General features: G+C 69.4%; 21 protein-coding genes. 13 read left to right on the top strand and 8 right to left on the bottom strand.

From position 1 onward, the window contains the following. Positions 1-127: 127 nt before the first annotated feature. Positions 128-424 carry a 50S ribosomal protein L28 gene (gene rpmB / locus ABID41_RS18140; protein ID WP_331932403.1) on the top strand — a complete coding sequence of 99 codons (297 nt, stop codon included), beginning with the start codon at positions 128-130 and terminating at the stop codon, positions 422-424. Between the two features lie 214 nt (positions 425-638). Here the strand turns inward: rpmB and ABID41_RS18135 are convergent, their stop codons facing one another. Next, a complete protein-coding gene (locus ABID41_RS18135; RefSeq protein ID WP_354298373.1) occupies positions 639-1604 on the bottom strand; it encodes an esterase-like activity of phytase family protein in 966 nt (321 codons plus the stop codon). A 62-nt stretch (positions 1605-1666) separates the two neighbouring features. Further along, complete coding sequence (cobT, locus tag ABID41_RS18130; RefSeq protein ID WP_354298372.1) at positions 1667-3619, bottom strand: cobaltochelatase subunit CobT; 1953 nt, start codon at positions 3617-3619, stop codon at positions 1667-1669. Positions 3620-3801: 182 nt separating this feature from the next. On the opposite strand from cobT, the gene ABID41_RS18125 reads away from it, so the two are divergent. Then, the gene (locus tag ABID41_RS18125) at positions 3802-4221 is read left to right on the top strand and encodes a YciI family protein (protein WP_331932520.1); all 420 of its coding nucleotides are present in this window, start codon (positions 3802-3804) and stop codon (positions 4219-4221) included. 210 nt (positions 4222-4431) lie between these two features. Here the strand turns inward: ABID41_RS18125 and ABID41_RS18120 are convergent, their stop codons facing one another. Then, positions 4432-5613, bottom strand: a complete 1182-nt coding sequence (locus ABID41_RS18120; RefSeq protein ID WP_331932519.1) for a DUF3089 domain-containing protein — start codon at positions 5611-5613, stop codon at positions 4432-4434. A gap of 275 nt (positions 5614-5888) precedes the next feature. Here ABID41_RS18120 and ABID41_RS18115 point away from each other — a divergent pair, with 275 nt between their 5' ends. The 5 genes from ABID41_RS18115 (at position 5889) to ABID41_RS18095 (ending at position 10199) form a co-directional block, all read left to right on the top strand. Then, positions 5889-7658 carry a feruloyl-CoA synthase gene (locus ABID41_RS18115; RefSeq protein ID WP_354298371.1) on the top strand — a complete coding sequence of 590 codons (1770 nt, stop codon included), beginning with the start codon at positions 5889-5891 and terminating at the stop codon, positions 7656-7658. A gap of 1 nt (position 7659) precedes the next feature. Then, complete coding sequence (locus tag ABID41_RS18110; protein ID WP_354298370.1) at positions 7660-9201, top strand: acetolactate synthase large subunit; 1542 nt, start codon at positions 7660-7662, stop codon at positions 9199-9201. Between the two features lie 14 nt (positions 9202-9215). Continuing rightward, positions 9216-9536, top strand: coding sequence for a hypothetical protein (locus tag ABID41_RS18105; RefSeq protein WP_354298369.1), 321 nt, complete (start codon positions 9216-9218; stop codon positions 9534-9536). Between the two features lie 75 nt (positions 9537-9611). Next, positions 9612-10025 carry a four-helix bundle copper-binding protein gene (locus ABID41_RS18100; RefSeq protein ID WP_331932004.1) on the top strand — a complete coding sequence of 138 codons (414 nt, stop codon included), beginning with the start codon at positions 9612-9614 and terminating at the stop codon, positions 10023-10025. Between the two features lie 48 nt (positions 10026-10073). Beyond that, positions 10074-10199 carry a hypothetical protein gene (locus ABID41_RS18095; protein WP_331932005.1) on the top strand — a complete coding sequence of 42 codons (126 nt, stop codon included), beginning with the start codon at positions 10074-10076 and terminating at the stop codon, positions 10197-10199. 123 nt (positions 10200-10322) lie between these two features. Here the strand turns inward: ABID41_RS18095 and ABID41_RS18090 are convergent, their stop codons facing one another. Next, positions 10323-11645, bottom strand: coding sequence for a hypothetical protein (locus tag ABID41_RS18090; RefSeq protein WP_331932006.1), 1323 nt, complete (start codon positions 11643-11645; stop codon positions 10323-10325). Positions 11646-11803: 158 nt separating this feature from the next. Here ABID41_RS18090 and ABID41_RS18085 point away from each other — a divergent pair, with 158 nt between their 5' ends. The 5 genes from ABID41_RS18085 (at position 11804) to ABID41_RS18065 (ending at position 16191) form a co-directional block, all read left to right on the top strand. Beyond that, entirely contained in the window at positions 11804-12868 is a 1065-nt protein-coding gene (locus tag ABID41_RS18085; RefSeq protein ID WP_354298368.1) for an MBL fold metallo-hydrolase, read from the top strand. 156 nt (positions 12869-13024) lie between these two features. Further along, positions 13025-13804, top strand: coding sequence for an enoyl-CoA hydratase-related protein (locus tag ABID41_RS18080; protein ID WP_354298367.1), 780 nt, complete (start codon positions 13025-13027; stop codon positions 13802-13804). Between the two features lie 4 nt (positions 13805-13808). Continuing rightward, positions 13809-14768, top strand: a complete 960-nt coding sequence (locus ABID41_RS18075; RefSeq protein ID WP_354298366.1) for an oxidoreductase — start codon at positions 13809-13811, stop codon at positions 14766-14768. Next, on the top strand, positions 14765-15622 hold the full coding sequence (locus tag ABID41_RS18070) for an SDR family oxidoreductase (protein ID WP_354298365.1): 858 nt from the start codon (positions 14765-14767) through the stop codon (positions 15620-15622). The genes ABID41_RS18075 and ABID41_RS18070 overlap by 4 nt, the downstream gene beginning before the upstream one ends. A gap of 89 nt (positions 15623-15711) precedes the next feature. Continuing rightward, positions 15712-16191: a GNAT family N-acetyltransferase gene (locus ABID41_RS18065; RefSeq protein WP_354298364.1), complete on the top strand. Its 480-nt coding sequence runs from the start codon at positions 15712-15714 to the stop codon at positions 16189-16191. 82 nt (positions 16192-16273) lie between these two features. Here ABID41_RS18065 and ABID41_RS18060 read toward each other — a convergent pair whose 3' ends face one another. Together ABID41_RS18060 and ABID41_RS18055 are read right to left on the bottom strand one after the other, a co-directional pair. Continuing rightward, positions 16274-19144, bottom strand: a complete 2871-nt coding sequence (locus ABID41_RS18060; protein ID WP_354298363.1) for a hypothetical protein — start codon at positions 19142-19144, stop codon at positions 16274-16276. A gap of 204 nt (positions 19145-19348) precedes the next feature. Continuing rightward, positions 19349-19768 (bottom strand): hypothetical protein, encoded by a 420-nt coding sequence (locus tag ABID41_RS18055; RefSeq protein WP_331933062.1) that lies wholly within the window; start codon positions 19766-19768, stop codon positions 19349-19351. 72 nt (positions 19769-19840) lie between these two features. Here ABID41_RS18055 and ABID41_RS18050 point away from each other — a divergent pair, with 72 nt between their 5' ends. Beyond that, positions 19841-20437, top strand: a complete 597-nt coding sequence (locus ABID41_RS18050) for a GNAT family N-acetyltransferase (protein ID WP_354298362.1) — start codon at positions 19841-19843, stop codon at positions 20435-20437. Between the two features lie 94 nt (positions 20438-20531). On the opposite strand, the gene ABID41_RS18045 is transcribed toward ABID41_RS18050, so the two are convergent. Both ABID41_RS18045 and ABID41_RS18040 read right to left on the bottom strand, forming a co-directional pair. Continuing rightward, the gene (locus ABID41_RS18045; protein ID WP_331932783.1) at positions 20532-21449 is read right to left on the bottom strand and encodes an SDR family NAD(P)-dependent oxidoreductase; all 918 of its coding nucleotides are present in this window, start codon (positions 21447-21449) and stop codon (positions 20532-20534) included. Between the two features lie 33 nt (positions 21450-21482). Further along, positions 21483-22727, bottom strand: a complete 1245-nt coding sequence (locus tag ABID41_RS18040; protein ID WP_354298361.1) for an MFS transporter — start codon at positions 22725-22727, stop codon at positions 21483-21485. Positions 22728-22755 lie beyond the last annotated feature (28 nt).

The raw sequence follows: 22755 nt of genomic DNA, 5'->3' as shown, positions 1-22755 counted from the left end.
CGGAAGCGAAATCGGATCAGCGCGGCAGCCGCGCCTTGACGCCGGACGGGGCTTTCGACTATATCGCCCGCTCCTTCGCGCGGGTCCGCCCGCCGCACATCTCTTTTCTCGCGTAGGTCATAAAGCCATGTCGCGTCGTTGCGAACTCACCGGTGTCGGTCCCATGGTCGGCCACAACGTCAGCCACTCGAACATCAAGACGAAGCGTCGCTTCCTCCCGGCCCTGTCGCCGGCGACCCTGCAGTCGGAAGCGCTCGGCCAGTCCTTCAAGCTGCGCGTGACCAACGCCGCGCTGCGCACCCTGGACTTCAAGGGCGGCCTCGACGCCTTCCTGGTCGGCGCCCGCGACGAGCAGCTTTCGGCTCGCGCCCTGAAGATCAAGCGTCAGGTCAAAGCGAAGCTGTCGGCTCAAGCGGCCGCCTAAGCCGCTCAGGCGCCATCGAATTTGGAAAAGGCCGTCCTTCGGGGCGGCCTTTTTCGTTTCGGCAGGTTCGGATCGGCAAACCTGCCGATTAGGGCGGCTTTCGCGCCGATAGCCTGCCGATAGCGGGCCTATGGGCAGGTTTCCTGCCGATGGGCGCAGGAAAGCGCCGGTTGGGGGGATCAGATGCTCCTCCACTGCGCAGGGGAGGAAAGGGTCAGGCGCCGGGCGTCCAGTCGAAGGCCAGGAGCAGGGTGCGCTGGCTGGATTGGAAGTTGTCGTCCGAGAGCAGGTAGAATCGGGTCGTGCCGTTCGCGGCCGGGACGGCGGCCAGGGCCTCGAAATTGTCGACCGTGTAGGGGCGGGAAAGGTCGAGGCGGGCGACCTCGCGCTCGCCCTCGCGGATGGTCAGGGTGATCCGGCTGCCGCGCAGCGGATCCCAGGCGCGCAGCAGCCAGGCCGTACGAGTCGCTGACAGGCGGGCGAGGGCGACGAGGCCGAACTCGGACGGCTTGGCGACCGCGCCGGCGGGCGTGCAGGCGGCCGACAGCCGGCAGCTCCAGACCTGGCCGCTTTCCTCGCCGCCGGTCATGTAGGCGTCGGGAGCGACGAACGGATCGGGGCCGAGGGCCTCCATGCCGCCATTGGGGGGAAAGGCCGCGTCGGGCGAGGGCGCCGGCCGCGGCGGGGCGCCGTCGGCCGGGTAGCGCCAGATGCGGTGGCGCTGCTCGAAGGAGACCAGCATGTCGCCGCTCTCCATCAGGGCCAGGCCCTCGGAATCGGCCTCCAGCTTGCCGGGCAGGGGCTTGCCGTCCTCGCCCGCCAGGAAGGAAAGGCGCGCGTCGGTGAGGCCGATGAGCCGGCCGCCGGCGTCGAGGACGAGCCGGGCCTTCAGGAGGTCGCCCTCGTCGCAGACCGCGGTCAGGTCGGCGCCGTTGCGGACGGCCATGTCGGAAAGGCCGTGCAGGCGGGCGGTGGCGGTCGAGGTGAGGACCAGGCCGCCGGCGTAACGGAAGTCGCCGATGCGGTCGGCGGCAGGATCTGCGGCGTTGAGCGGGACGGGATTGGCGTCGACGGTGATGGCCGGACCGGCGGCGACGGGGGCGGCCGGCGGAACGGCCGTCGGCTGCTGAGCGCAGGCGGCGAGGGCGAGGGCGGCGAGGAGCGCCGTCGACGGCGGCATCCGTCCCGCTGCGCGGGCCACCTTCGTCCGCAAGGGGAGAAGGGCGGTTCCCTCCTTTGCCCTCACGCCACGGCTCTCCGGACTTCCTTGAAGGTAGAGCGGCGGGCGGGGCCGCCTTGGGGGCCTTGGGTGCTGGGCGGTGGGGGCAGGATACTGGCGTTGCGGCGGGTGACCTTGCGGACCTCTTCGTCGAACAGCTCGGCGAGCTGGTCGACGATGACGCCGGCCAGTTGCTCCACATCGACGATGGTGACGGCCCGCCGGTAGTAGCGGGTGACGTCGTGGCCGATGCCGATGGCGATGAGCTGGACCGGGCTCTTGCTCTCGATCTCGGCGATCACCTCGCGCAGATGGCGCTCCAGGTAGTGGCCGGAGTTCACCGACAGGGTCGAGTCGTCCACCGGGGCGCCGTCGGAAATGACCATCAGGATGCGCCGCGCTTCCGGGCGGCCGATCAGGCGCTGGTGGGCCCACATCAGGGCCTCGCCGTCGATGTTCTCCTTCAGCAGGCCCTCGCGCATCATCAGGCCGAGGTTGCGGCGGGCGCGGCGCCAGGGGGCGTCGGCGGCCTTGTAGATGATGTGGCGCAGGTCGTTCAGGCGGCCCGGCTGCGGCGGCTTGCCGGCCTTCAGCCAGTCCTCGCGGGAGGCGCCGCCCTTCCAGGCGCGGGTGGTGAAGCCGAGGATCTCGGTCTTGACGCCGCAGCGCTCGAGCGTGCGGGCCAGGATGTCGGCGCAGACCGCGGCGACCATGATCGGCCGGCCGCGCATGGAGCCGGAATTGTCGATCAGGATGGTGACCACCGTGTCGCGGAACTCGGTGTCCTCCTCCTCCTTGAAGGCGAGCGACGCGGTGGGGTCGACGATCACCCGCGTCAGGCGCGCGACGTCGAGAATCCCTTCCTCAAGGTCGAAGGTCCAGGAGCGGTTCTGCTGGGCCATCAGCTTGCGCTGCAGCTTGTTGGCCAGGCGCGAGACGACGCTGGACAGGCTGGAAAGCTGCTGGTCGAGATAGGCGCGCAGGCGGCCGAGCTCTTCCGGATCGCAGAGCTCCTCGGCCGCGACGACCTCGTCGTGGGCGGTGGTGAACACCTTGTAGGTGGCCTGCTTGGCGTCGCCGCTCAGCTCGGGCCGGGCCGGCTGTTCGCCCTCGCCCATCTCGGGGGGCTCTTCGGTGTCCTCGGCGTTGGGGTCGTCCTCAGCCTGCATCATCTGGCTGTCGGCGTCCTCGCTCTCGCGGTGGGTCGCCTCGTTCTCGTCCATGGCGGCCTGTTGCGGAGACTTGCCTTCGCCCTCGCCCTCTTCGCCGTCTTCCTGGCTCTCGGATTCGCCCTCTTCGCTTTCGCCTTCCTCGTCGTCCGGCTGGTCCGGGGCGTCGGAGAGGTCGTCGCCCATGGAAAGGTCGCGCAGGATCATCCGGGCGATCTTGGCGAAGGCCTTCTGGTCGTCGGCGGCGTCGGCCAGCTTGTCGAGCTCGGCGCCGGCCTTGGCCTCGACCTCGGCCCGGAAGAGATCCACCAGCGGCTTGGCCATGGCGGGCGGCGGCTCGCCGGTCATGCGCTCGCGGGCCAGCAGGCCGACGATCTCGGCCATCGGCGGATTGGCCAGGGCCTCGAGCTGGTTGAACGGCTTCTTGGCCCAGGCGTGTTCGTGGACCGCGCGCAGGTTGGACTTCACCCCGCCGAGGGCGTTGGCGCCGATGGCCTCGATCCGCGCCTGCTCCAGGGCGTCGTAGACCGGGCCGCCGAGGGCCGAGGACGGACGGCTCTTGGCGTGGGCGGCGGCGTCGTGGTGCGACAGGCGCAGGGCCATCTGGTCGGCCAGGCCGCGGATACGGGCGGCGTCCGTGGGGTTCAGGTCGCGCGGCGGATGCGGCAGCACGGCGCGGTTGCCGGAAAGGACCGGGCCCTCACCCGAATAGACGATCTCGAGATCGGGCTTCTCAGCCAGGGAGCGCGCGGCGTGGGCCAGGGCGCGCTTGAAGGGTTCGAGGGGACTTTCCGGGTTCTTGGCCATGGTCGACATTTAGAACGACGGTTCGCCGCACCCAAGGGGGAAAGCGCCTCAAGGGGGCGGTTAGATGGCGTGCATGGCCCGGCGCGGATGCTCCCCAGCGGGAGGATCCGAGAAATTTGCGGCGGGTTTGTCGGGTTGCGGGTTGGTGGGGCGTCCTGGGGGTGAAGCACAGGAGAATTGCCATGCGTGTGATGGTTTTCGTGAAGGCGACGGTCGACAGCGAGGAAGGCATGCCGCCGACCGGCGAGATGCTCGAGGCGATGGGCCGCTACAACGAGCAACTGGTCGAGGCCGGGATCATGAAGGAAGGCGCGGGCCTGAAGCCTTCGTCCGCCGGCAAGCGGGTGGCCTTCGACGGTCCTGGCCGCACAGTCATCGACGGCCCGTTCGCCGAGACCAAGGAGGTCGTGGCCGGCTACTGGCTATGGGAGGTCAAGGACATGGACGAGGCGGTCGCCTGGGTGAAGCGCTGCCCCAATCCGATGCCCGGCCCCAGCGAGATCGAGATCCGGCCGCTCTACGAGATGGAGGACTTCGCCGAGGCGATGACGCCTGAGGCCGAGGCGGTGCACCAGCGGGTGCAGGACAAGCTGTCGGGGTGAGGCCGGCGCCCTGAGGGAGAGAACCCAAACCACCAGTGTCATCCCGGTTTTGCCCGCAGGCCGAAGACCGGGCCCCATGAACGCCTGATCTTGCAGGATAGGGCGGTCGCCGAGCCCCTCTGCCGCTCGAGGGAGTGGGTCCCGGCCTTCCGCTTCGCTCCAGGCGGGATGACACTTGTTGGGAGGACCGCCTTTCGGCGGCCCCCTCTTTTACTTCGCCAGGTAGGCCTTGGACTGCGTTCCGACCAGGTCGACGAGGTTGCCCATGGCGAGGTTGGCGTCGATGAGGTGGAGGCCCCAGTCCTTCTGGACGACGCCGCCGGCGATCACGTCGCCCGTGATGTCGTCCGTGCGCGGATCGTTGGGGTCGGCGTTCACGTGGATGGCCAGGTAGTTCAGGCCATTGGCGCTGGCGCATTCGGCGCTGAGCAGGCCGGGGACCGAGACGAAGGGCGTCTCGACCTTGGCGCCCGTGGTGGTCCAGCGGGGCGGGCCGCCCGACTCGGCGGCGATCAGGGCGCCCGACGAGAGGTAGGCGTGCAACTCACCCTTGCCGCCGCCGAGGGCGGCCGGGTTCACACAGGCCGCCTGCATGGTCGAGCCCGGCTCGCGCGGCCGGCCGAAGCGGGTGTTGGCCGGCGGCGGGGAGTTGGCGCGGAAGCTGGCATAGGCCACGGCGCAGCCGACCTGGCTGGTCGAGCGGCAGAGCGGCACGGACTTGAAGGTCCCGGTATCCTTGCCGGCCTCGACCGGGAGATTGGTTCCCAGCAGCAGGGCCGAGACGAGCTGCTTCTGGACCGGCTTGCCGTCGATCTCGTTGGCGATGAGCTGGGTCAGTACGCCCGAGCCCTGGGAGTGGCCGATGAGCACCACGCCGCGGCCCTTGTTCTCATGCTGCAGGTAGTGGTTCCAGGCGTCGACCACGTCGTTGTAGCCGGTCTGCGGGCGCGGACCGGCCGGCGGGGTCGCGCCGGGCATGGCGGCCGCGCGCAGGGCCGTCAGGGTGAACTGGCGATAGAGCGGGGCGTAGACTTTGCACTTGGAGGCGAAGCGGGCGAACTGCTGCTCGATCACGCGGCGCTCTTCGGGGCCGGCGGTCATGTCCGAGATCACGCCCTTGTCGAGGGAGACGGTCGGATAGACGTAGAAGCAGTCGATCGGAGCGTTCGGGTCGGCCTTCCAGGTCTCCTTGGACATGGAGCCGTCGGCCTTGACGATGGTGGCGGTGTTGTCGATCGCGCAGGCGTCGTCGCGGCCCGGCAGGCAGAGCCAGTTCTCGCCCTTCGAATAGTCGTTACGGGCCTCAGTCGCCGGCGCCTGGGCGGCGACGGGCGCAGCCGCGCCCAGGAGGAGCAGGGCGGCCGCGCCGCCTGCGAGCTTCGTGCTGAACATGTTTCCCCACCTAAAATATATGCTTGGCAATGGCGGCGAAGATGGCGCCGAAGGGCCGGGGAGGTCCAGGGGGATAGCGGCGTTCTTCGGGTGCGGCTTTGCGGTTGCAGTCTGGGGGATGGGTGAGACCGCCTTCGGCGGCTCCCTGCGCCCCGCGCTTCGGGCGCCACTTCCCCCCAACGGGGAGAATCCGGCGACTTTCCTCCTCTGCGCAACTGGGGGAGGAAAAGGGGGCGCTTCCTTCCGGTGAATTGGGCGGCTAAGGCTTAGGGATCATGGACGCCAGAATCCGCTCGATCGACGCCCCCTTCCGCGATGCGCGCTATGCGCCGCGCAGGTTGGAGATCGAGGATCGGGGCGGGGGCGAGCTGGTCCTGACCAATCCGACGCCGCATGCGACCGATTTCACCACCACGAGCCAGGCTCTGGAGCGCTGGGCGCGGGAGGCGCCGGGGCGGGCCTGGCTGGCCGAGCGTTCGGGCGAGGGCTGGCGGGCGACGACCTTCGCTGAGGCGGCCGAGCAGGTGCGGGCCCTGGCCGGGGGCCTGCGCGAACTGGGGGTGGTGGGCGCGCGGCCGCTGCTGATCCTGGCGCGGAACGGGATCGACCATGCGCTGATCGCCTATGCGGCGATGAGCCAGGGGATGCCGGTGGCGCCGGTTTCGCCGCAGTACGGCCTGCCGGGGGCGAACCTTTCGCGGCTGGCCCATGCGGTGGAGGTGCTGCGCCCGGCGGCGGTCTATACCGAGGACGCGGCGCTGTTTTCCGAGGCGCTGGAGGCGCCGTTCCTGGCCGGCCTGCCGGTAGTGGCGGGCAAGAACGCGCGACAGGGGGACGTTCCGCTGGCGCGGCTGCTGGCGGCCGGAGGCGCGGCTGCGACGGCGCGGCCGGACGACCATGCGAAGTACCTGCTGACCTCAGGTTCGACGGGCCTGCCCAAGGCGGTGATCTGCCTGCACCGGGGGATCGCGGTGAACTCGGCCCAGATCGCCGCGTGCTTTGACGACGACGAGCCGCCGGTGATGGTGAACTCCGCGCCCTGGAGCCACAGCCTGGGGGCCAACTCCATCCTGCACATGGCGCTGCACCGGGGCGGGACGCTGCATATCGACGCCGGCCAGCCGGTGGCCGGGCGGTTCGCCGAGACGGTGCGGAACCTCAAGGAGGTGGCGACCACCTACCACAACATGGTGCCGGCCGGCTGGATGCTGCTGGCCGCGGAGCTGGAGCGCGACAAGGACCTGGCGCGGACTTTCTTTGAGAAGGTGCGGGTGCTGCAGTACGGCGGCGCGGCCCTGGGGCAGGACACCAGCGACCGCATCCAGGCGGTGGCGGTGGCGACCGTGGGCGAGAAGATCAGCTTCGCCTCAGGTTACGGCGCGACGGAAACCGGGCCGACCGCCTGCAATGTGCACTGGCACAACGAGCGCATGGGGCTGATCGGCCTGCCGGCTCCGGGCACGCAGGTGAAGCTGCGGCCGGCGGCGGGCAAGCTGGAGTTCCGGGTGAAGGGGCCGCAGGTCTCTCCGGGCTATCTGGGGCGCCCGGAACTGTCGGCTCAGAGTTTCGACGAGGACGGCTTCTACCTGCTGGGCGATGCGGCCCGGTTCGTCGAGCCGGCCGACCCGGCCGCGGGCCTGGCCTTCGACGGGCGGATTTCCGAGAACTTCAAGCTGGCCAGCGGCACCTTCGTCACCGTGGGCGACCTGCGGGTGAAGGCGGTCTCGGCCGTGGGCGACGCGGTCACGGACGCGGTGGTCTGCGGGGAGGGCAAGGAGGCCGTGGGCCTGCTGTTCTATCCCAATCCGCACATGGACCGCGCGGCCGTCGAGGCGGCGGTGCGGGCCGGGATCGAGCGGTTCAACGCCCAGGCCAAGGGCTCGGGCGGCAAGGTGGCGCGGGCCCTGGTGCTGGACAGCGCTCCGGACGCCAACGCCGGCGAGATCACCGACAAGGGCTATATCGCCCAGCCCGTCGCCCGCACGCTGCGGGCCGCGGCGGCCGAGCGACTGTTTTCCGATTCCTCTGACGTGATGGTGTTCTGACATGAATGGCGCTGACGCCCTGATCGAGACTCTGGTCGCCAATGAGGTGACCGCCTGCTTCGCCAATCCGGGCACCAGCGAGATGCAGTTCGTGGCGGCGCTGGACCGGGCGCCGGCTATGCGCCCGGTGCTGTGCCTGTTCGAGGGCGTGGCGACGGGGGCGGCGGACGGCTATGGGCGGATGGCCGGGAAGCCGGCCTGCACCCTGCTGCATTTGGGGCCGGGCTACGGCAACGGCCTGGCCAACCTGCACAATGCGCGGCGGGCCTTCACCCCGGTGGTCAACGTGGTCGGCGACCATGCGACCTATCACCGGCAGTACGACGCGCCGCTGAACTCCGACATCCCGACCATCGTCGGGCCGAACTCGCTGTGGGTGAAGTCGGCCGACAGCCCGGACACGGTCTCGGCCCTGGCGGCCGAGGCGGTCACGGCGAGCTACGGCCCGCCCGGGGGCCCGGTCAGCCTGATCCTGCCGGCCGACTCCGCCTGGCTGGAGACCAGGAACGGGGTGGTCAAGGCGGACGTGCCGGTGCGCGCCGCGGCGGCCGGGACGACCATCGAGGCGGTGGCCAAGAGGGTCCGCGAGGCGGCCAAGCCGGTGATCCTGCTGGGCGCCCAGGCGACCAGCGCCGAGGGCCTGGCCCAGGCCGCGCGCCTGGCGGCGGCGGGCGTGCGCGTCCTGGCCGACACCTTCATCGCCCGCCAGCCGCGCGGGGCGGGCGTCTTCCAGCCCGGCCGGATGCAGTATTTCGGCGAGGCGGCCCTGGCGGACCTGGCCGGAACCGACCTGATGGTGTTCGTCGGGACGGTGACTCCGGTGGCGTTCTTCGCCTATCCGGGCCGGCCGAGCGTGCTGGTCCCCGAGGGCTGCGAGACCACGACGCTGACCACCCGGTCGGAAGACTCGGTGGCGGGGCTGGCGGCCCTGGCGGATGCATTGGGCGCGCCGGCGAGCGGACCGGCCCAGCCGTTCAAGGTGGCCGACGGGGCTCCGACCGGACCGCTGACGCCGCAGGCGTGCGGGCTCTCGGTGGCCCGGCACCTGCCGGAAGGGGCGATCATCTGCGACGACTCGGTCACCTCGGGCGGCGGGGTTGCGGTTCCCTGCTCCACGGCCAGGCCGCACGACGTGCTGGCCCTGACCGGCGGGGCGATCGGCATCGGCGGGCCGCTGGCGATCGGGGCGGCGGTGGCCGCGCCCGGGCGCAAGGTGCTGTCGCTGAACGGCGACGGCTCGGCGATGTATACGGTGCAGAGTCTCTGGACGATGGCGCGCGAGCAGCTCGACGTGACGGTGGTGGTGTTCGCCAACCACTCCTATCGCATCCTCAACATCGAGATGGGCCGCACAGGCTCGGGCGATCCGGGACCCTCGGCGAGCAAGCTGCTGGACCTGGGCGACCCGAAGATCGACTGGGTGTCGGTGGCCAAGGGCATGGGCGTGCCGGCGGTGCGCTGCGAGACCGCCGAGGAATTCGACGCCGCCTTCGCCAGGGCCATGGCCGAGCCGGGGCCGAAGTTCATCGAGGCGGCGATCTAGGGCAGGATAGCGGAATGTCAGCCAGGCGTGGGTTTCAGGTGGTCGGTGCGCTGGTCGTCCTGGCGGCGATGGCCGGTTGTTCGCGGGCCGACGTGGTTCGCGTCGCGACGAACGTCCGCGTGGGGGCCGAGCGGGCCGGCGGGGAGGCCGAGCAGGCCCGCACCATCCGGAGCCTGAACGAAGGCGCGCCGGTGGCGGCTGTGGCGGCTCCTCCCTCCGGCGACGCGGCGCAGCCGGCGCAGACGCCGCCGGAAGCGCCGAAGACGCCGCTGTGGCTGCAGCCCGGCTCGCCCTACGCCCCGAGCGCGCCGGCCGAGAGCGCGCCGCAGGACTAGTCTCTTCTGGGCTTATGGGGGAACTCGCGCGGGGCGGGGCGGTTGGGGAGGTGTCCAGCCGACAGGAGCTCTCCCATGCACGTCCAGCAGATCATTTCCACGCACCCGCAGGCGAGGGGAGCGGCCAACAGCGCGCTGATCGCCTGCATCGAGGAGTGCTACGATTGCGCCCAGAGCTGCACGGCCTGCGCCGACGCCTGCCTGGGCGAGGACAGGGTGGCCGAGCTGGCGCAGTGCGTGCGCACCTGCCTGGATTGCGCCGACATCTGCGCCACCACCGGCACGCTGGCCAGCCGGCGGACCGGTTCGAACCAGCTCATGGTCGGGCGGATGCTGCAGCTCTGCGAGGAAGCCTGCCGGATCTGCGCCGAGGAATGCGAGCGGCACGCCGCCTACATGGAGCACTGCCGGATCTGCGCCGAGGCCTGCCGCAGGTGCGAGATGGCCTGCCGTCAGGCGTTGCAGGAAAATTTCGCAACGCAGCATTGATTTATTGTGCGTCGCAGCATAAGTTCGCATCAGCAATTGGAGGCGATCATGCTGTTTGTCGATTTCGGGACCGTCGAGGGTCACCTGGAGCTCCAACGCATCGTCTACAGCTTCGTGCAGAAGCTGCTGGCCCGCGTGTTCCATGGCCATGCCCACCTTCCCTCGGCCGCCTAAGGCCATCTCAGGCGCCTGACGAGAAAGGCCCGCGGAGCGATCCGCGGGCCTTTTCGATTCGACGACACAAGAAAAGGCCCGGAGTTTCCTCCGGGCCTTTTCGCTTTGGCTTCGGAGCCGGGCCTAGACGTTGCCCGGCAGCTTGCAGTCCTTCGAGAAGGCGCAGCCGGTGGTCGCGACGGGGGTCAGGTCCGTCTGGTACTCGATGATGTAGCCCTTCAGGCCGTCCGCGCAGGCGACTTCCATGTAGGTGGTGCCCTTGGCGGTCTTGCCGATCACGCGGGCGTTGGAGACGTCGCAGGCGGCCTTGCCGAGCTTCTTCAGGTCGGCGGTCACCAGGCCGTAGCTCTTGGCGTCCAGCTTGGTGAAGGAGCAGCGGTAGCCGGCGATCGGGGCGCGGGCGCAGTCATAGACCATCGGCTTGTCGTTCGGGCCGCCGAAGACGCCGACGGCGCCGTCCGGGCGGTTCGAGCAGGCCATCTCGACGACGTCCTTGCCGGCCGCGGCCGGGAACGGAGCGTACTTCGAGACGTCGCAGTTGAAACCAGCCGCCTTGGCGAGCCTGGTGTAGAGGCCGTTCTGCTCGGTCACCGCCTGGGTGGTGTCGGTCAGGGTGCAGCCGCCCATCACGCCCTGCGCCTTGGCGCAGTCGTAGGCTTCGGCGAACTTGCCGTTGTCGACGCGCAGCAGGTAGCCCTTGCCGTCGGTGCAGGCGGCTTCGAAGAAGGCCGAGCCGGACTGCGACATGCCGATGTAGCGCTTGTCCTTGGGCGTGCAGCCCTTGTTGGCGGCGGTGATGTAGGTGTCGATCACCGCCAGGCGATCTTCCTTGGTCCGCAGGGTGCAGGAGATGTTCGACTGGCCGCCGTCATAGAGCAGGCAGTCGGTCGCCTCGACCGGCTTGGCCGGGTCCATCGGAGAGCTGGTCTTCACCACATAGCCCTGCGAAGAGCCCTGGCAGGCCACTTCGAGATAGGCGGCGGTGGCGCTCTGGCCGATGCCGCGAACGGCTTCGGGGGTGCACTGGACCTTGGCGGCGGCGAGGATCGGGGCCAGGTCGGCCTTCGGATCGGCGTTGCCCGGCAGTTCGCACTTCAGGCTGGATTCCTTGCCGTCCGGCTGCGGGGTGTTCGCCTCGATGCAGCTAAAGGTTGTCGTGGCGCCGCCTTCGACAGCCGAGAGGACGAAGCCGACGCCCTGGTCGCAGTCGATCTCGTAGAAGTTGGTGTTGGTCTTGGCCTTCTTGTCGGCGACCTTGCCGACGAAGCGGGCGTCAGTGACGTTGCAGGCCACGCCAGCGGCCTTGGCGAGGGCCGGAGCCTCGGCCATTCCCTGGGTGCGCGCCTTTTCCGAGACCTCGGCCGGCTTCTTGGACGCCGAGACGGCCGCCGGCGCCAAGGCCAGCACGGCCAAGGTGGCGGCCAGCCCCGTGATGAATGGCTTCATATGAAGATACTCCTGGGTTCCCTTGACGGCGGACATAAGCCTTCACCGCGTCAGTGGGTCAAGATCAGCGTGAACGATGGCTGAATGAGGGCTCAGGTTGCATTGCCCCCGAGGGCGGGGCGCCGGACAATGGGGCAAACAACAAGAGGGAGCGGCCGTTGCGCGACGGTTTTCAAGATATCGAGGTTCAGTCGCCGCGGCCAAAGCTCAACTACCCCTTCGAGCGGGGGCCGGCGGTCGGCGAGAGCGTCGAGATCGCTGCTGGCGTAAGGTGGATGCGCATGCCGCTGGGCGGCTCGCTGGCCTTCATCAACGTGTGGGCGATCGAGGAAGACGGCGGCTGGGCCATCGTCGACACCGGCATGGGCGGGCCAGACACGCAGCAGGCCTGGCGCACGGTCTTCGCCGGTCCGCTGGGCGCGCGGCCGGCCAGCCGCGTCTTCGTGACGCACATGCATCCGGACCATATCGGCATGTCCGGATGGCTGACCCGCAAGTACGGCTGCCAGCTCTGGATCAGCCGGCTGGAGTTCCTGATGTGCCGCTCGCTGGCGGCCGACACCGGACGCGAGGCGCCGGAGGACGCGCTGACCTTCTATCGCGCCGCCGGCTGGGACGAGGAGGCGCTGGAGAACTACCGGGTCCGGTTCGGCGGCTTCGGCAAGGGGCTGCACGCCCTGCCGGACTCGTTCCGGCGGGTGAGCGACGGCGAGATCGTCGAGATCGGCGGCCGGCCCTGGGAGGTGGTGATCGGGGCGGGCCATTCGCCCGAGCACGTGTGCCTGTGGCAACCGGACCTGAAGCTGTTCATCTCGGGCGACCAGGTGCTGCCGAAGATCTCCTCTAACGTCTCGGTGTTCCCCACCGAGCCGGAGGGCGACCCCTTGAGCGAGTGGCTGAGCTCGCTGGCGCGGATCAAGGCGCGGGTGCGCGACGACGTGCTGGTGCTGCCGGCTCACAACGACCCGTTCCATGGGCTGCACGCGCGGGTGGATCACCTGATCGGCGGGCACGAGCGGGGCCTGGCGCGGCTGCACCGGCTGATCGCCGAGCCCAGGCGGGTGGTGGACGTGTTCCCGGTGCTGTTCCGCCGCAAGATCGACCACAACGTGCTGGGCCTGGCGACCGGCGAGAGCCTGGCGCACCTCAACTGCCTGATCGCCCGCGGGATGGCGGTGCGCGAGGAGGATGAGGCGGGGGTGGCCTGGTATCGGGCGGTGTGAGGCTCGCAGATAGGTGGGACCGCCTTACGGCGGCTCCTCCGTCTCCCTTCGATCCACCTCCCCGGCGAGGGAGGATCTTGGCGCTGGATTGTGGATTTCATTCGCGACGGCGCGCGCTAGCATACGGCGTAAGTTGTCCAGCCGGAGCGCATCTTCATGTCCGAACATATTCTGATCGAGAAGGCCGGGGGCGTGCTGACGCTGACCATGAACCGGCCGGAGAAGAAGAACGCCCTGACCCGGGAGATGTACCAGGCGCTGGGCGACGCCATCGATCAGGCCGAGTTCGACAAGGACGTGCGCTGCATCCTGATCCAGGGCAATGGCGACATGTTCACGGCCGGCAACGACCTGTCCGACTTCGCGGCGGTGAACGCCGGCGACCGGGCGGCGGGGGAGGCGCGGCGGGGCGGCAATCCGCTGCTGGCGGCGCTGGCGCGGGCCAAGACGCCGCTGATCGCGGCGGTCAACGGCCGGGCGGTGGGCGTGGGGACCACTATGCTGCTGCACTGCGACCTAGTCTATGTGGCCGAGAACGCGCTGCTGACCACGCCGTTCGTGAACCTGGCCCTGGTGCCGGAGGCGGCCTCCAGCATCACGCTGCCGAGCCGGATCGGCCACGCGCGGGCCTTCGCCATGTTCGTGCTGGGCGAAGCGGTGGACGCCAGGAAGGCGGTGGAGTGGGGCATCGCCAACGAGGTGGTTCCGCTGGACCAGCTTCGCGCCAGGGCCCGCGCGGCGGCGGACGCCGTGGCGGCGCGCCCGCCGGCCGCGGTGACCATCACCAAGGCGCTGATGCGCGACGAGGCGGCGCTGTCGGCGCGCATGGACGAGGAGGGCGTGCATTTCGGCGCGCAACTCAAGTCCGCCGAGGCCAAGGAGGCCTTCGCCGCCTTCGCCGAGAAGCGCGCCCCCGACTTCAGCAAGGTTTCCTGAGACCATGATCCGTTCGCGCTTCGGCGCCTTCACCCCGGCCCGCCTGGTGGTGGCCGACCACGACCTTTCGGGGCGCAACGTCATCGTCACCGGCGGGGCGAGCGGCATCGGGCTGGAGACCGCCCGGGCCCTGGCGGGCGCCGGGGCCGACGTGATGCTGGCGGTGCGCGACCGCTCGGCCGGCGAGAAGGCGGCGGTGGAGATCAACGAGAGCATCGGCGCCGACCGGGTGGTCGCCGGAACCCTGGACCTGGCGAGCCTGTCGTCGGTAGGCTCGTTCGTGGACGCCTGGGGCGACGCGCCGCTGGACATCCTGATCAACAACGCCGGGGTGATGGCGACCCCACTGCTGCGGACCGCAGAGGACCTGGAGCTGCAGATCGGCACCAACCACTTCGGCCACTTCGTGCTGACCGTGGGGCTGACCCGGGCGATGCTGAACGCCGCCGAGGAGGACCGCACGGCGCGGGTGGTGGTGCTGTCGTCCATCGGCCACCGGCGCAGCGACATCCACTGGGACGACCCGAACTATCTCTCGCGGCCCTACGACAAGTGGGAGGCCTATGGCCAGTCGAAGACCGCCAACGCCCTGTTCGCCGTGGGCTACAACGACCGGTTCGAAGAGCACGGGGTGACGGCCAATGCAGTCATGCCGGGCGGCATCATGACCCCGCTGCAGCGCTACCTCTCCGAAGACGAGATGAAGGCGATGGGCTGGATCGACGACGAGGGCAATGTCCGCGAGGGCTTCAAGACGCCCGAGCAGGGCGCCTCGACCAGCGTCTGGGCCGCGGTCGGCGAGGAGCTGGAAGGCATCGGCGGGCTCTATCTGGAAGATTGCGCCCAGGCGCCGATGTGGTCGCAGGCCAACCCGATGAAGGGCGTCATGCCTTACGCCGTCGATCCCGAGGCGGCCGACCGCCTGTGGATGCTGTCCGAAGAGATCACCGGAGTTAGCCTATGAGCCTGCAAGGCAAGACCCTGTTCGTCACCGGCGCGAGCCGGGGCATCGGCCTGGCCATCGCGCTGCGGGCGGCCAAGGACGGGGCGAACATCGCCATCGCCGCCAAGACCGCCGAGCCGCACAAACACCTGCCGGGCACGATCTACACCGCCGCGGCGGAGATCGAGAAGGCCGGCGGCAAGGCCCTGCCGCTGGTGGTGGACGTGCGCGACGAGGCCAGCGTCTACGAGGCGGTGGAGCAGACGGCGGCCAAGTTCGGCGGCATCGACATCTGCGTGAACAACGCCTCGGCGATTCAGCTCACCGGCACCCTGGCGACCGAGATGAAGCGCTACGACCTGATGAACCAGGTGAACGCGCGCGGGACCTACCTGACCTCCAAGGCCTGCCTGCCGTACCTCCTCAAGGCGGCCAATCCGCACGTGCTGATGCTGTCGCCGCCCCTGGACATGAACCCGCGCTGGTTCGAGGGGCATGTAGCCTACAGCATGGCCAAGTACGGCATGAGCATGTGCGTGCTGGGCATGGCTGCGGAGTTCCGGAAGGACGGGGTAGCCTTCAACGCCCTGTGGCCGCGCACTGGGATCGCCACGGCGGCGATCCAGTTCGCCCTGGCCGGCGAGGAAGGCATGAAGCAGTGCCGGACTCCGGAGATCATGGCCGACGCCGCCCACGCGATCTTCGTAAAGCCGAGCCGCGAGTTCACCGGCAACTTCCTGATCGACGACAGCTTCCTCTACGAGGAGGGCGTGCGGGACTTCGACAAGTACCGGGTCGATCCGACCGCCCGGCTGATGCCGGACTTCTTCGTGCCCGAGAGCAGCAAGCCGCCGCCCGGAGTGGTGGTGGGGTAGGCAAGGCCGCCTTGTGGCGGGGCCCCCGGCCTGGCTTCGGATGCTCCCCCCATTGGACTGAGGGGGCGTTTTTGTGTTGAGGAGACTTCATGGCGCGCGTCGAGATCCGTTCCGCCACGCCGGCGGACGCGCCGGTCATCTATGGCTTCATCCGGGCGCTGGCCGAGTACGAGAAGCTGCTGGACGAGGTGGACGCCACCGAGGCGGACGTGGCGCAGGCGCTGTTCGGCGAGGCTCCGCGGGCCTTCTGCGACATCGCCGAGGCGGATGGGCGGCCGGTGGGCTTCGCCCTGTGGTTCTACAATTTCTCGACCTTCCGTGGGCGGCACGGAATCTATCTGGAGGACCTGTTCGTGGTTCCAGAGGCTCGCGGCCTGGGCGCGGGCAAGGCGCTGCTGCGGCGGCTGGCGCAGCGGTGCCGGGAGGAGGGGCTGGCGCGGCTGGAATGGTCGGTGCTGGACTGGAACGCGCCGTCGATCGCGTTCTACGATTCGCTGGGGGCGAGCGCGCAGAGCGGATGGACTGTCCGTAGACTGACGGATGGGCCCTTGGCCGCGCTGGCGGAGTGACGAATGTGAGGGATGAGACCGCCTTCGCGGTCTCACCTTCGCGGCGCCTCCCCCAAAGGGGGAGGATTTCTGCGCGGTTCGGTCAGGCGACGGTGAGCCAGCCTTCGGGGAGAAGGCCGAGCTGGACGCCGGTGAGGGTCATGCGGCCCTCGTCGCCGAGGTCGATGACGGTGTCGGCGCCTTCCTGGCGCAGGGTGAAGGCGACGCCCTGGGCAAGGACCACGTGGTCGGCGGCGGTGAAGTCGGTCACCCGGTCAAGGCCTTCACCCGCCGCCAGCCGGAAGACGTCGGCGCCCGCGCCGCCGGACAGTATGTCGTCACCCTGGCCGCCCGAGAGGGTGTCGGCGCCCTCGCCGCCGTGGAGGGTGTCGTTTCCGAGATCGCCGAAGACGAGGTCGTTTCCGAGGTCGCCGAAGGCCATGTCGTTCCCCTGGCCGCCGCGGACGATGTCGTCGCCCTGGCCGCCATAGAGCAGGTCGTTCCCCTGGTTTCCGTGGACGAGGTCGGCCCCGACATTGCCCTGGACGGTGTCGCCGCCCTGGCCGCCGAACGCCTGATCGTCCCCTTCGCCTCCGAAGACCGTGTCTTCGCCGTCGTCCCCGAAGAGGCCGTCGTTCCCGCCGGCCGAGCCGATTGTGTCGGCCCCGCCGCCGCCATGCAGCTCGTCGTCGCCCTCGCCCAGGACGATGTACTGCCTGGCGGCGTCGGCGACGACGAAGTTCTGGCCGAGGCCGCCGGTGAGCCGGGCCGAACCGACGAGCGCGACGAAGTCGAGATAGTTCAGCTCGAAATTGGGCAGGTCGGCGCCGTCGAACCCGTCAGTGACCCCGCCGATCCCATGCAGCGTCATCGCCAGCAGGGAGCTGGGATCGCCGTTGAACAGAACCGGAGCGACGGGTTGGAACGGGCCGGACGGAAGGAGCACGTCCGTAAAGAAGCCCGCGCTCTGGCCAAGCCGGCCGATAAGGCCCTGGATGACATCGTCCGGGAGCTCCGGATTGGCCTGGGAGATCAGGCCGCCGAGACTGGGCAGGCTGGCCGGCGCGGTCAGGCCGCTGGCCAGGAGGCCCAGGCCCGACGGGAGGGTCAGCACCAGGGCGTCTGGATTGTCGAACAGGGGAATCTGGATCGGCGCCTGCGCCGAACTGCCGTTGGGCGGAAGGTCGATGGACCGGTGCTCGAGCCCGTCGGGGCCGATGAAGGTCTCGAAGGTGATGGTGCGGCCGCCGATGACGACGGTCTCGACGGTTCGCGGCGGCTCCGACGGCGGGGAGGGCGCGGCGGTGACGGTCACCGGATCGGAGCTCACCTCCTCGTTCGCGCCGAAGTCGTCCTGATAGCGCACCGTGAGCGTGATGGACTTGCCCAGCATTTCGGAGCCGAGAGCCAGGGTCGCGCCCGTTCCGACGACGTCGTCGTCGGCGTACCACTCGTAGGTGAACAGGCCCAGGCCGTCGAGATCGGCCAGGTGCGAGGTGTCGGCGGTCAGCAGGCGGCCGAGTTGGGCCGCGCCCGAGATGGCCACGCCGCCGGTCGGCTCGTCATTGACGTTGGTGATCGGGCCGGTCGCGGGCGAGACCGCGGTTTCGATGGCGCCTAGCCCGTCCTGGAAGCTGGCGATCACGGTGACGGCCTTGCCGACCTCGTCCTGGGTGAGGACGAAATCCACGTCGGTGGCGCCGTCGATATCCTCGCCGTCCGCCTGCCACTGGTAGCTGACCACGCCCATGCCGTCGGGATCGGTGAGGGTGTGCAGGGCGGTGAGCGTCGCGCCCTGTTCGAGGTCGCCGTCGATGGTGACGCCGCCGGCGTGCGGGGCGTTGGGCGTCCCGACGTGGATCGGCAGCGCCGTCGTAGCGCCCAGCGGGCCGCCGGAGCCGCTGAACCCGGTGTCGTGGATGGAGACGTTGAGCGTCAGGTCGGCGTCGGTCCCGATCGGGGTGTCGAGGTGCAGATGGCCGCCGGCGATGAAATCGTTGATCTCGGTCAGCGTGCCGGCGAGGAACAGCATGCCCAGGCTGGTGTCGATGCTGACGGACACCGGAGTTCCGCCGTCGCCCTGGAGGGAAGCCAACGTCGATCCGGAGTCGAAGCTGAACTGGGCCAGCATCTCGCCGTCGCCGACGTCGACGTCGGAAAAGTGGATGCCGGTGATGGTCTGGCCGGAACCGGGCGACAGGGTGAGCGACGGCGGCGCCTGGATGGTCGGGGCGTCGTTCACCGCGCTGACTTGGAGCGTCACCGTATTCGAGTCCGACAGGGCTCCGCCGCTGCCCGCGCCGCCGCCATCGTTGATGTTGACGGTGAGGACGACATCGGCGGTCGCGTTCGCGGCGGTGGTGTAGGTCAGATTGCTGGAGGCGATGAAGCTGTTGATGTTGCCGGCCGAGCCGGTGAGCGTCAGGGCTTCGGCCGTCCCGCCCACGACCACGCCGAGGCCGGAGATCGCCGACAGCAGGCCGGTCGGGGCGCTGAAGGTGGCGGTCATCGAGGCTGAGCCGGCGTCGGCGTCGCTGAAGCTGATCCCGGTCAGGGCGGTGGGAACGTCCTCGGTCACGGTGATGGCGCCGCCTGGGACCGAGACCACCGGCGCGTCGTTGACGGCGGCGATGACGAGGTCGCCGTTGGCGATGTCGGTGCCCCCCATGAGATCGTCGACGGTGACGGTGAGAATCCGCGTGACGTCGTCGTTCGCGGCGGGCGCATAATTCACGCCGGCGGCCGCGACGAAGGCGTTGATGTCGTCGATGGTCCCGGAGAGGATGAGGGTGCTGGAGCCGCTTCCGCTGACGCTCACGCCGCCGGCGTCGGTCGCCGACAGGACGCCCAGGGTCACGCTGAAGGTCGCGGTCGCGGAGATGGTGGTGTCCACATCGGTGATGACGATGCCGCTCAGGGGCGCGGGGGAGTCTTCGGTGAAGTTGGCCGTCGGGACGGTGACGTCGATCGCCATTGAAAGCGCTCCGTAGGCTGGAGTGGCGCGGGCGAGGGATCGCCCGCTTCGGGAGCGGTCGTTGGCGGCAGGATCGCCGCGCCGGATATGTGAAGACGCCCCGGTGTGCGGCTCCGTGCAAAACGGAGCCGAAGGCTTTTATGGCAAAGCTTCTAAAACGGCCGCAATGTTAAATTGTGGCGCCTTGGTTAATGCCGTTAAGGTTTAGACCGAGATGTCGATGATCATCGGGCGGGGGGCTTCGCCGCGTTTGGCCGCGGCGTCGGACTCGGCCTTGAGGGCCTCCTTCATCGCTTCCTGAACCTGGCGGGCCACCTCATTCTCGATGGTGGCCGGGTCGGCGTCCGGGTTGGCTTCCATGACCTGGGCGCGGATCTTTTCCTTCAGCTTCTCGAGCTTCTGCTCCTGGGCCCAGGCGTAGATGCCCTTGTCGCGGATCTGGTCGAGGATCGCGCGCTGGTTCTGCCGGGTGACCTCCGCCTTGCGGGCGGCGATGTCGGCGGCGCTGGGCGCCTTGCTCCCCTCGGCCGATTTCGCCGAGTCGATCTTGCCCACCTGGCCGAGCGCGCCCGCCGGTCCGGCGCCGAAGAGGCTGGTGGCGAGGCTGGATTTATCGACTTGCATGCGAAGGCTCCTCTGCTGGGCTAAGCTGCAGCAAGAGCCGGGCCAACCGGAGGTCGTGAGGGAGGAGAGGCCATGAGCGCCCCGCCGAAGACGGTTCTGCAGGCCAGTCCCGAGGAAGCGGCGGCGATCCGCGCGGCGGTGCGGGCGGCGGCCAGGGACAGGATCGCCGGGCCGCAGGACGTGCCCGGGCTGACGCGGCTGTTGGCCGATCCGCGGGTCTCAGATCCGATCTACGACCTGCCGCGGCCGATCGACGAGGAGAACGTACGGCGCTGGGTCGCCGAGAGCGCGGCCCTGGCGGAGAAGGGCGAGTGCCTGCTGACCGTCAGCCGCGACGCGGCTGGAGAGGTGGCCGGCTACAGCCGCATCACGGTCTGGCCCGAGCGCTCGTCGGCGGAACTGGCGGGCGCGGCGCGGGCCGACCGCCAGAACAGCGGCCAGGGCCGGGCCGGCGTGGCGCGCTCGATCGCGCGGATCTTCGAGGACCTGGGCGTGCGGCTGATCGGCCTGACCGCGGCGCTGGACAATGTGCGCTCGGCCGCGGCCATCGACGGGGCGGGTTTCCGCCGGATGGGCGAGCGGGAGAGCCTGCGGCCGGACGGTTCGGTGCGCCGCTCGCTCTACTGGGAGATGACCCGGGAGGAGTGGATGCTGCGGCATCGGCTGTAAGGGCGTCGCCGTCAGGCGGTTTCACCTTTCAGGCAAGAAAAAGGCGGCGGACCTTGAGGTCCGCCGCCTTCGTCAGAGCTCAGCCTTGCGGGGCTTAGGCCTTGGCCGGAGCCGGGGCCGGAGCCGGACGCGAGAGCGGGAAGAACTTGCTCTCCATGGCCGGCATGGCTTCCGACAGGATGGTCTCGACGGTCCAGCCCGATTCCTTGGTCTGGGTGTCGATCGGACGCGGCTGGCTGTAGAGGATGATGTTCTCGCCCGAGGCGCCGAACACCTGGCCCGAGATGTGGGCCGCGGCCGGCGAAACCAGGGCCACCGACAGGCGGGCCGGCTGGTCGGCGCGGATCTTCTCGGCCATCACCGCACGGCGGGCGGCGGCGGCTTCGTCCTTCACCGGGACCGACTGGGTCATGCGGGTCCAGGCGACCGGGGCCAGGCAGTTCGAGCGCACGTTGTTGCGAGCGCCTTCCATGGCGAGGATGCGCGAGAGGCCGGCGATGCCCATCTTGGCCGCGCCGTAGTTGGCCTGGCCGATGTTCCCCAGCAGACCCGAGGTCGAGGTGAAGAACATGTAGGAGCCGTCGTTCTGTTCGCGGAACAGCTCGATGGTGGCGCGGGCGACGTTGAACGAGCCACGCAGGTGGACGTCGATGACGCGATCCCAGTCGTCTTCGGTCATCTTGTGGAACATGACGTCACGCAGGATGCCGGCCGGGTTGATGACCGCATGCAGGCCGCCGAAGGTGTCGCGGGCCTGTTCGACCATGCCTTGCACGGCCTTGTAGTTGGTGACGCTGTCCGAGTTCGAAACGGCTTCGCCGCCGGCCGCGCGGATTTCCTCGCAGACCTTTTCGGCCGGACCAGCCGAACCTTCGTCGCCGCCGCCCAGGCCACCGCCCAGGTCGTTGACGATAACCTTGGCCCCTTCGGCCGCGGCGATCAGCGCACAATCACGGCCAATGCCGTTGCCGCCGCCGGTGACCAGAACAACTTTCCCTGAAAGTACGCCCATCAACCTATCTCCATAAAAGAATGCCGTGATTTGTTATTCGAGCCGGTCGGCCTTGCGCAAGGCGGGAAACAGCTTTGCCCATAGACCGGTGACGATCAACGCCGCCACGCCGCCCGAAACGGCGGCCCCGACAGCGCCCATGAAGCGGGCCGCAACCCCTGTGCGGAACTCGCCCAGCTCGTTCGAGGCCCCGATGAACAGCGACGAGACCGCAGCCACGCGACCGCGCATCTGGTCGGGTGTGACGATCTGAATCAGCGTCTGGCGGACATAGACGCTGAGCATGTCGGCGCCGCCGAGGACCGCCAGGGCGACGACCGACAGCCAGAACACGTCCGAGAAGCCGAAGACGATGGTGGCGATGGCGAAGACCGCGACGCCCGCGAACATGATCGGCCCGGCGTTGGTGCGGATCGGGTTGGCGGCCAGCCAGAAGGCGATGGCGGTGGCGCCGATGGCCGGGCCCGCGCGCAGCATGCCGAATCCCTCGGGGCCGACGTGCAGGATGTCGCGGGCATAGACCGGTAGGAGGGCCGTAGCGCCGCCGAGCAGGACGGCGAAGAGGTCCAGCGAGATCGCGCCGAAGACGATCTTGTTATGCCAGACATAGCCCAGCCCCTCCTTGATGAGGGCCCAGCGCGAGCCGGCCTGGACCTCGGGGCGGGTGTCCATGCGGATCGCAGAAACCGTCGCCAGGGCGATGATGTAGAGCACGGTGGTCGCGCCATAGGCGTGGGCCGGGGAGAGCGAGACCAGGGCGCCGCCGAGCGCCGGGCCGACGATCGAGCCGCCTTGCCAGGCCAGGGAGTTCCAGGCGATGGCCCGGGCCAGCAGGCTGCGCGGCACCAGCATCGGGCCCAGGGCGGTGCCGGCCGGCCCCATGAAGGCCCGCGAGGTCCCGAAGAGGAGGGCCACGCTCAGCAGCAGGGGAATGCTGGCGAAATCGAACAGGCTGGCGGCCAGCAGCACCAGGACCGAGAAGGTCTCGCCGAGATAGCAGAGCTGCAGGATGCGCTTGCGGGCGTAGCGGTCGGCCGCCTCGCCGGCCCAGAGGGCCAGCAGCAGGACCGGGATGAAGGTGACCAGCCCGATCATGCCGACATAGAAGGCGGACTCGGCGACCGAATGGGTGCGGCGGGCGACGGCGTAGACCTGCCAGCCGAGCGCCACGCTCTGGATCTGGACACCCAGGGTCGAGGCCACGCGGGTCGACCAGAACATCATGTAATCGCGGATACGAAGCAGCTCGAGGGCTGTGGAAGGCGGATTGTCGGACATGGGGTCTCGGGCTGCGGCGAGGGCGGGC

This window comes from Phenylobacterium koreense (assembly GCF_040545335.1).
GTDB classification, from domain to species: domain Bacteria; phylum Pseudomonadota; class Alphaproteobacteria; order Caulobacterales; family Caulobacteraceae; genus Phenylobacterium; species Phenylobacterium koreense.
The sequence above is the reverse complement of the archived record's forward strand: the minus strand, read 5'-3'. Positions and strand labels throughout refer to the sequence as shown.

What these genes read in the sequence shown, in the direction of transcription:
- rpmB (WP_331932403.1), top strand. Translation starts at nt 128, where the DNA reads ATGTCGCGTCGTTGCGAACTCACCGGTGTCGGTCCCATGGTCGGCCAC.
- ABID41_RS18135 (WP_354298373.1), bottom strand. Translation starts at nt 1,604, where the DNA reads ATGCCGCCGTCGACGGCGCTCCTCGCCGCCCTCGCCCTCGCCGCCTGC.
- cobT (WP_354298372.1), bottom strand. Translation starts at nt 3,619, where the DNA reads ATGGCCAAGAACCCGGAAAGTCCCCTCGAACCCTTCAAGCGCGCCCTG.
- ABID41_RS18125 (WP_331932520.1), top strand. Translation starts at nt 3,802, where the DNA reads ATGCGTGTGATGGTTTTCGTGAAGGCGACGGTCGACAGCGAGGAAGGC.
- ABID41_RS18120 (WP_331932519.1), bottom strand. Translation starts at nt 5,613, where the DNA reads ATGTTCAGCACGAAGCTCGCAGGCGGCGCGGCCGCCCTGCTCCTCCTG.
- ABID41_RS18115 (WP_354298371.1), top strand. Translation starts at nt 5,889, where the DNA reads ATGGACGCCAGAATCCGCTCGATCGACGCCCCCTTCCGCGATGCGCGC.
- ABID41_RS18110 (WP_354298370.1), top strand. Translation starts at nt 7,660, where the DNA reads ATGAATGGCGCTGACGCCCTGATCGAGACTCTGGTCGCCAATGAGGTG.
- ABID41_RS18105 (WP_354298369.1), top strand. Translation starts at nt 9,216, where the DNA reads ATGTCAGCCAGGCGTGGGTTTCAGGTGGTCGGTGCGCTGGTCGTCCTG.
- ABID41_RS18100 (WP_331932004.1), top strand. Translation starts at nt 9,612, where the DNA reads ATGCACGTCCAGCAGATCATTTCCACGCACCCGCAGGCGAGGGGAGCG.
- ABID41_RS18095 (WP_331932005.1), top strand. Translation starts at nt 10,074, where the DNA reads ATGCTGTTTGTCGATTTCGGGACCGTCGAGGGTCACCTGGAGCTCCAA.
- ABID41_RS18090 (WP_331932006.1), bottom strand. Translation starts at nt 11,645, where the DNA reads ATGAAGCCATTCATCACGGGGCTGGCCGCCACCTTGGCCGTGCTGGCC.
- ABID41_RS18080 (WP_354298367.1), top strand. Translation starts at nt 13,025, where the DNA reads ATGTCCGAACATATTCTGATCGAGAAGGCCGGGGGCGTGCTGACGCTG.
- ABID41_RS18075 (WP_354298366.1), top strand. Translation starts at nt 13,809, where the DNA reads ATGATCCGTTCGCGCTTCGGCGCCTTCACCCCGGCCCGCCTGGTGGTG.
- ABID41_RS18070 (WP_354298365.1), top strand. Translation starts at nt 14,765, where the DNA reads ATGAGCCTGCAAGGCAAGACCCTGTTCGTCACCGGCGCGAGCCGGGGC.
- ABID41_RS18065 (WP_354298364.1), top strand. Translation starts at nt 15,712, where the DNA reads ATGGCGCGCGTCGAGATCCGTTCCGCCACGCCGGCGGACGCGCCGGTC.
- ABID41_RS18060 (WP_354298363.1), bottom strand. Translation starts at nt 19,144, where the DNA reads ATGGCGATCGACGTCACCGTCCCGACGGCCAACTTCACCGAAGACTCC.
- ABID41_RS18055 (WP_331933062.1), bottom strand. Translation starts at nt 19,768, where the DNA reads ATGCAAGTCGATAAATCCAGCCTCGCCACCAGCCTCTTCGGCGCCGGA.
- ABID41_RS18050 (WP_354298362.1), top strand. Translation starts at nt 19,841, where the DNA reads ATGAGCGCCCCGCCGAAGACGGTTCTGCAGGCCAGTCCCGAGGAAGCG.
- ABID41_RS18045 (WP_331932783.1), bottom strand. Translation starts at nt 21,449, where the DNA reads ATGGGCGTACTTTCAGGGAAAGTTGTTCTGGTCACCGGCGGCGGCAAC.
- ABID41_RS18040 (WP_354298361.1), bottom strand. Translation starts at nt 22,727, where the DNA reads ATGTCCGACAATCCGCCTTCCACAGCCCTCGAGCTGCTTCGTATCCGC.